Source organism: Weizmannia acidilactici, assembly GCF_008974185.1.
In the GTDB taxonomy this organism is placed as follows: Bacteria; Bacillota; Bacilli; order Bacillales; family Bacillaceae_C; genus Weizmannia; species Weizmannia acidilactici.
In genome coordinates this window covers 1-6,024 of record NZ_BKZP01000059.1, presented here as the reverse complement: position 1 = coordinate 6,024, position 6,024 = coordinate 1, and the positions used below count along the sequence as shown (strand labels likewise).

The window sequence follows — 6,024 nt, the reverse complement described above, 5'->3', positions numbered from 1 at the left end:
AACGTGAATCAAAACCCAATATAAAATTTGCACAATTAAAAATATGATCGATGCGGAAGTTGAGGATACATAAAAATTAAATGGGGTACTACGATTTCATTATCCAAAAGTTGTAAAATTATTTTTATAATATCATAGTTTTTTTCCATAGTATATTTTGGCCGCTGAATACTGTTCAGTGGTCATTTTTTTATTTTGTATAAAAAAATCCATCCGATTTATAAGAGGGGGAGAAAAAATGGGAAAAGAGACAGACATGATAAGGAATATTAGGAAGTGGATATCACAAAAAACCACGGAAACCATTGAAGTGATTCAAGTAGATACACATTAAAAGGATTGAAAGGCTTTTCAAAATTGGAGAGAAGGGAGGGAAAGAGGAAAAAAGATCATACAAAAAATTGACTCGCACTCATAGAGGTTCAACTTGACTATAAAGGCATTTGATGTTAAAGTTTAAGACACAAAAAGCACAAAAACGTTTTGTAATAGATGAATAGGGAGGTATATAATTATCGTGCCGCTAACTAAACGCCGCTTGCAATTTTTACATAAATTAATGGAGTTGCATCAGAAAACGAACCTACCCATTCATTACGAAGCCTTGGCACAATCAATGGGAGTTAGTAAATGGACGGCTTATGATATGTTAAAAGAAATAGAAAAACAGGGTTTTATTTCTCGCAGTTATGAAGTCAATAACAAGGAGACTGGGCGCTCACAGGTTGTGTTTATCCCTACATCTAAAGCTTGGGATCTTTTCAAGAAAGCTCGAAACGAAACGATTGATCTTACAGACTGGGAAAAAACGGTTGAAAATATTTTGGGGCTATTGAAAAATTTGAATAACTGCAGTCTTAAAGATGCAACAAAGATCATATTGGATGAAATTCCTAATATTAGTACTAGAATTAATTTTTGTGCCTATATTATTGGTTTATTTGTAATGTATCTGAAGAAGCTTGGGAATAAAACGGAATCATTGATTCATCGTATTTTCCAAAAGGCGCCTAACAAAGAGATGGGAATGACGATGTTTGTTGGTACCGTTCTTGGAACGATTATTGACACAATGAATGATGATCTTGGTGTTGAAATAGTGGATCTTGTTTCTAAGTTTCTTCAATTGATCGCGGGGCTTTCGGATGAAGAGAAAGATATGCTTTCCGATTTCTTGAGTTCAGCTTTTGATTAGAAAAGCTAAACTCTTCGGTTTGTTTTTGGTTTTTTTGTGATGATTTGAATAGAATATGTGAAAACTGGATGTTTACCATTCCTTAGTACGTAACACTTCAATATCTGTTGTATAAGTTCCTAACTTTCTGACTGCGGCAACTTTTGAATGTTGGATGAAAAGAACAAATTCACTGCACGATCATTAGATGAACTAGCTTGTATTGTACAAGCAAATTTTCAATGGCTACATTCTGGAACATTTAGTAAATATAGTCTATTCGTAAGAAAAAATTTCGCTCAATATTTGTGGATAGTGCAGAATAAACTTGATACAAAGGAGCTAAACATGAGAAAAGTTGGTTTGGTTTTAGGTGGTGGAGCAGTTAGGGGACTTGCTCACCTTGGTGTACTGAAGGCATTTGAAAGACATAAGATTCATATTGATAGAATTGCGGGTACGAGTATGGGCGGTGCCATTGGAGGTTTATATGCAGCTGGAATTTCACCTTATACTCTGGAAACTTTTATACAAAAGACACCAAAATATCGCTTGTTCGATGTTGGTATCAGGCATCGGGGATTGATTGCCGGCAATGGTATTAACACGATGGTTCATAAACTATTAAAACAGCATGGAAAAAATACGCTGATGATTGAGGATTTTCCCATTCGATTTAAAGCTATTTCCGTCGACTTGATTGAAGGCAAGCAGGTGATTTTTGACAAGGGAGATTTGGAGACTGCACTACGCGCTACTACAGCTTTTCCTGGTGTTTTTGCTCCTGTGATGCATGAAGGTAAAATGTTGGTTGATGGAGGGGTACTAAATAATTTACCGATAGAAGAATTGGGTCAGGAAAATGGTCAGTTGATCATTGCCGTCGACGTAGCCCGGGAACATAATAAGAAACCGCCGCGTAATATGGTTGAAGTTGTGTATCGTTCCTACAGTCTGATGACCGCTAAAAGAAAGCATAACAGTCTTAGTCGTGCTGATGTTATCATTCGACCAGAAGTGGGGCATATTCCGGCATTTGATTTTAGGAAATGGCAGGAATGTATTGAAGCGGGTGAGGAAGCGGCTGAACAAATGATAGACGAGTTAAAACTGAAAATCATGTGTAAAGAGCGAACCGTTAGTTAGGATATGTACAAAACGATAGGAAAAGTGAATGACATTTGAGAAACCATTGGGAGAGCGATTTTGGTCAGAATGGGATTCATAATGGCAGTTGAAGGATAGACCCAAAAAAGCTCACTACCATTGAAATACCATGATGAAAAATGGAATGACGATAAAATGTTTAGTTTGGTATTGTTATGAACAGTTTTTTGGTTTTTTGTGTAATTGTAGCAAGGGTAATGAAATTTGGGGCCGAGTTGTTTGAATCGTTTTTCAAAAACAAGCGTGAATAAGCGACTTAACAAGGGTGATTTAGTTTCACATAGTGGTTTTGAATTCATTTTGTAAGAAAAGTTCTACTTTATTGTTTGAACAGCCTGCAAACAGCTCAACAACTAGAAAGGGGGGATGGAAGGATGTGATGATAGTGACTTACTTGAAGCATAACGGACTACAAAATAAGTAACGAGAGAAGAGTTTAAGTTACTGGATAAACGTCTTTTAAAAAAATGATAATTCATGAGCTGAGTGCAAGCCTTTTACTGCTATTTCATGACAAATATTTTGTTGCAACGAATAAATATAACTTTTCGGTAATGAGTTCTAGCTTATAAATAGGCTTAAACTTCCCAATCTCTTTGCGGAAAAAAGCGATTATATGAAAATACTAACAACGAGACAAATCATTACAGTGACAGCAATATGTACATAGAACTCTTGGCTAGAAAAATATTGACTCTGTAACTGTAATGTCATGATCTAAAACAAGTTCAATTATACAAATTCACTGAATTTTTCGTACTATAAGACGTTTGGCTCTTTTTATATCTTAGTCATTTCAATTGAATTCGTAACAATTTGAAATTATAAGGAGGATACGTATAGATGAAACAAGTATTTGTGACAATCGGCGATTTTATTAGCAGGCATGCGCGAGTGAACATTATGATTTTTCTAGCGCTAACTGTTATGTTTGCTTTGGGATTGCCCAAAATTCAAATGCAAATGGGTAACGAGGTGTTTATCAGTAAATCATCGAGTGTTTATAAGAATACAAAGATATACCAAAAGAATTTTGGTGGAGATTCATTATTTATTTTACTGTCGGGTGATAAAAATAAATTGGTTTCACACCACACAGCACAGGAAATTGATCAATTTATGCGCAAAGCCAATAGAATTGACAATATTACAGGTGGAACTAATTTCGTTAATGTGTTGAACTCTGAACTGAACAGTAAGCATGGATCTTTGGGTAGCTCTGAGTTAAGTAGTAACAGCAAGTTACAGAAAACCATTATGAATTCATTGACAGCTGACCAAAAGCAAAAAATACAAACTAGCATGCAAAATTCATTGACGACTAGCCAGAAAAAGCAAGTGGAGGCTTACTTGGAAAACTTATTAACAACCGAACAGAAGACGAAAATGGCGGACTTAGCAAGGAAAAATGCTGTAACAGGAACGAAAATGACCATCGAGCAGCAACAGGCAGAGCTGCAAAAATTACTGACTAAGCAGCAGAAGGATAAAGAACAGCAGTATGTGATGAGTTTGTTAAACCGTGAACAAAAGACGAAGTTACAAAAACAAATAATAGGATATCTGCCGGAAGTACAAAACATGAGCGATAAGCTGTTGCGGCAGATCATCTTTTCAGATCACGGAAAAGTTCCGTCACAGTTGAACATTTTGTTGCCTAAGAACGGAGAGCACGTATTACTGATTTTAAACACATCCAAGAACACAGATATGAATACGTATGTGAAACTGAACAGTGATATTCATAAGCTGGTGAAGAACAGTGACTTTGGTACAGGAGTTAGTGTTAAAGTAGCAGGTACTCCAGCTATTTTGGGGCAAATTAAAACGAGTGTAATGACTACTATGGAACTTATGCTGGTTTTAGCGGTTGTCGTCATGATTATTGTATTATTTGTTGTGTTTCCGGTACGGCGGCGGTTGCTGGCCTTAGGCTTTGTACTGATTGGCTTAATCTGGACTTTTGGTTTAATGGGATGGTTAGGGATTCCAATTACACTTGCAACCATGGCGACTTTACCAATTATCATCGGTTTGGGAACCGACTTCGGGGTACAGTTCCATAACCGCTACGAAGAAGAATATTCAAAGGAAGCTAATGTCCATCTTGCCATAACGCGGGCAATTTCCAATATCGGGCCTGCCGTCGGAATTGCGGTTTTGATTATGGCTCTAAGCTTTCTAACGATGTTTTTATCGAAAGCGCCAATGATGCAGCAGTTTGGATTAACCTTAGCTATCGGTGTTGTTTGCTGTTATTCGGTTGACTTAGTCATGATGTTCTCCACGTTCCGATTATTAGACAGAAAAGAAAAGCAAATTAAGAAAAGCAAAACGGATGAGTCGCTGTTATCACGTTTCTTAAGTCAATATACTAGTTGGGTTGGGAAAGTTTCTATTCCGATATTGGTTGCGGCGGTCATTTTAGCAGGCCTTAGTTTTTCTGCAGAAAGCTCCATCCCAACTGAGACCAATATTCAGAAGCTTATTCCGCAAAGCTTGCCTGCATTGAAAAACACTAAATATTTGCAAAGTGTTGTTGGGTCTACCACCTACATTACTTATTTGGTTGAGGCTGAAGACGTCACTAAACCGGAAGTAGTGAAGTGGATGGATCAGTTTGGTAAGAAGGAAAATAAGAAATATCAAGATGTAGAGGGCGTTACAAGCTTAGCAACAACGCTGAGAACAATAAATAATGGTAATTTGCCTGTCGAGAAGAATGACCTTAAGAATAAAGTGAATGACATGCCTGAATTGATGAAAACAACGCTGATTAGTAAAAATCATCAATACGCTACCATCCAGTTTAAAATTAACAAAGACTTATCCACAGACGAACAGTTGAAATTAATGAACAAGATTACTAAAGATGTCAATACTCCAAAAGGTGTTACAGCAAATCCAGCCGGCGCCCAGGTCATGATGCTGCAGGGAATCAATAATATTGGGTCGAACCATGGACTTATGATCGGCGCGGGTTTAGCCATCATTTTTGTCGGACTGTTGCTGGTCTACAGGCGTTTTAAGCACGCTGTTTACCCATTGGTACCAATTGCTTTGGTACTTGGTTTCTCACCGGGAACTTTAAAGCTTCTCAACATTTCGTACAATCCGCTTACAACAGCGTTAAGTTCTCTTGTATTAGGGATTGGTACTGAGTTTACCATTTTGATAATGGAGCGATACCGTGAAGAAGAAGCAAAAGGACATAGTGCAGGTGAAGCCATTAAGGTGGCTATTTCCAAAGTTGGTCAAGCCATAACGGCTTCAGGATTAACAGTAATTGGCGGCTTTTCCGTTCTCATCTTTGTAAGTTTCCCGGTCCTTAAAACATTTGGGATCACAACGGTTATTGACACGGCATATTCCCTGATTAGTGCATTAACCATTTTGCCGTCTTTGATTCTGTTATTCCGGAGAAGAGAATATAAGAAACAAATAGGATTAGTCCATGAAAACAGTTAGTGTAAAGAACATATAACACAAAGAGGCTGTCTCATAATGAACTGAACTGCACCCTGTCAAGTAGACAGTTACAAAAAAATAAAATTATACATTGAAAAAATGATTATTCACCGTCTATAAGAGAAATCGGCGAAAAAAATTAATGAATTTTTTAGTTTAAACGAGTGTGCAGACACGAACACGAAAATTCTTTTTAAACACTAATTTTAATATAC

General features: G+C 37.0%; 3 protein-coding genes. All 3 read left to right on the top strand.

Annotated elements, in window-relative coordinates:
• The first annotated feature begins 517 nt into the window (after positions 1-517).
• The 3 genes from BpJC4_RS15335 to BpJC4_RS15325 all read left to right on the top strand — a co-directional run bounded on the left by BpJC4_RS15335 (position 518) and on the right by BpJC4_RS15325 (position 5,809).
• A complete protein-coding gene (locus tag BpJC4_RS15335; RefSeq protein ID WP_151698169.1) occupies positions 518-1,195 on the top strand; it encodes a MarR family transcriptional regulator in 678 nt (225 codons plus the stop codon).
• Between the two features lie 327 nt (positions 1,196-1,522).
• On the top strand, positions 1,523-2,320 hold the full coding sequence (locus BpJC4_RS15330) for a patatin-like phospholipase family protein (protein ID WP_151698170.1): 798 nt from the start codon (positions 1,523-1,525) through the stop codon (positions 2,318-2,320).
• A gap of 864 nt (positions 2,321-3,184) precedes the next feature.
• Positions 3,185-5,809, top strand: coding sequence for an efflux RND transporter permease subunit (locus BpJC4_RS15325; RefSeq protein ID WP_151698168.1), 2,625 nt, complete (start codon positions 3,185-3,187; stop codon positions 5,807-5,809).
• Positions 5,810-6,024 lie beyond the last annotated feature (215 nt).

Bases quoted from the DNA above. Each gene is read 5' to 3' on its own strand.
- BpJC4_RS15330 (WP_151698170.1), top strand. From the start codon at position 1,523: ATGAGAAAAGTTGGTTTGGTTTTAGGTGGTGGAGCAGTTAGGGGACTT.
- BpJC4_RS15325 (WP_151698168.1), top strand. From the start codon at position 3,185: ATGAAACAAGTATTTGTGACAATCGGCGATTTTATTAGCAGGCATGCG.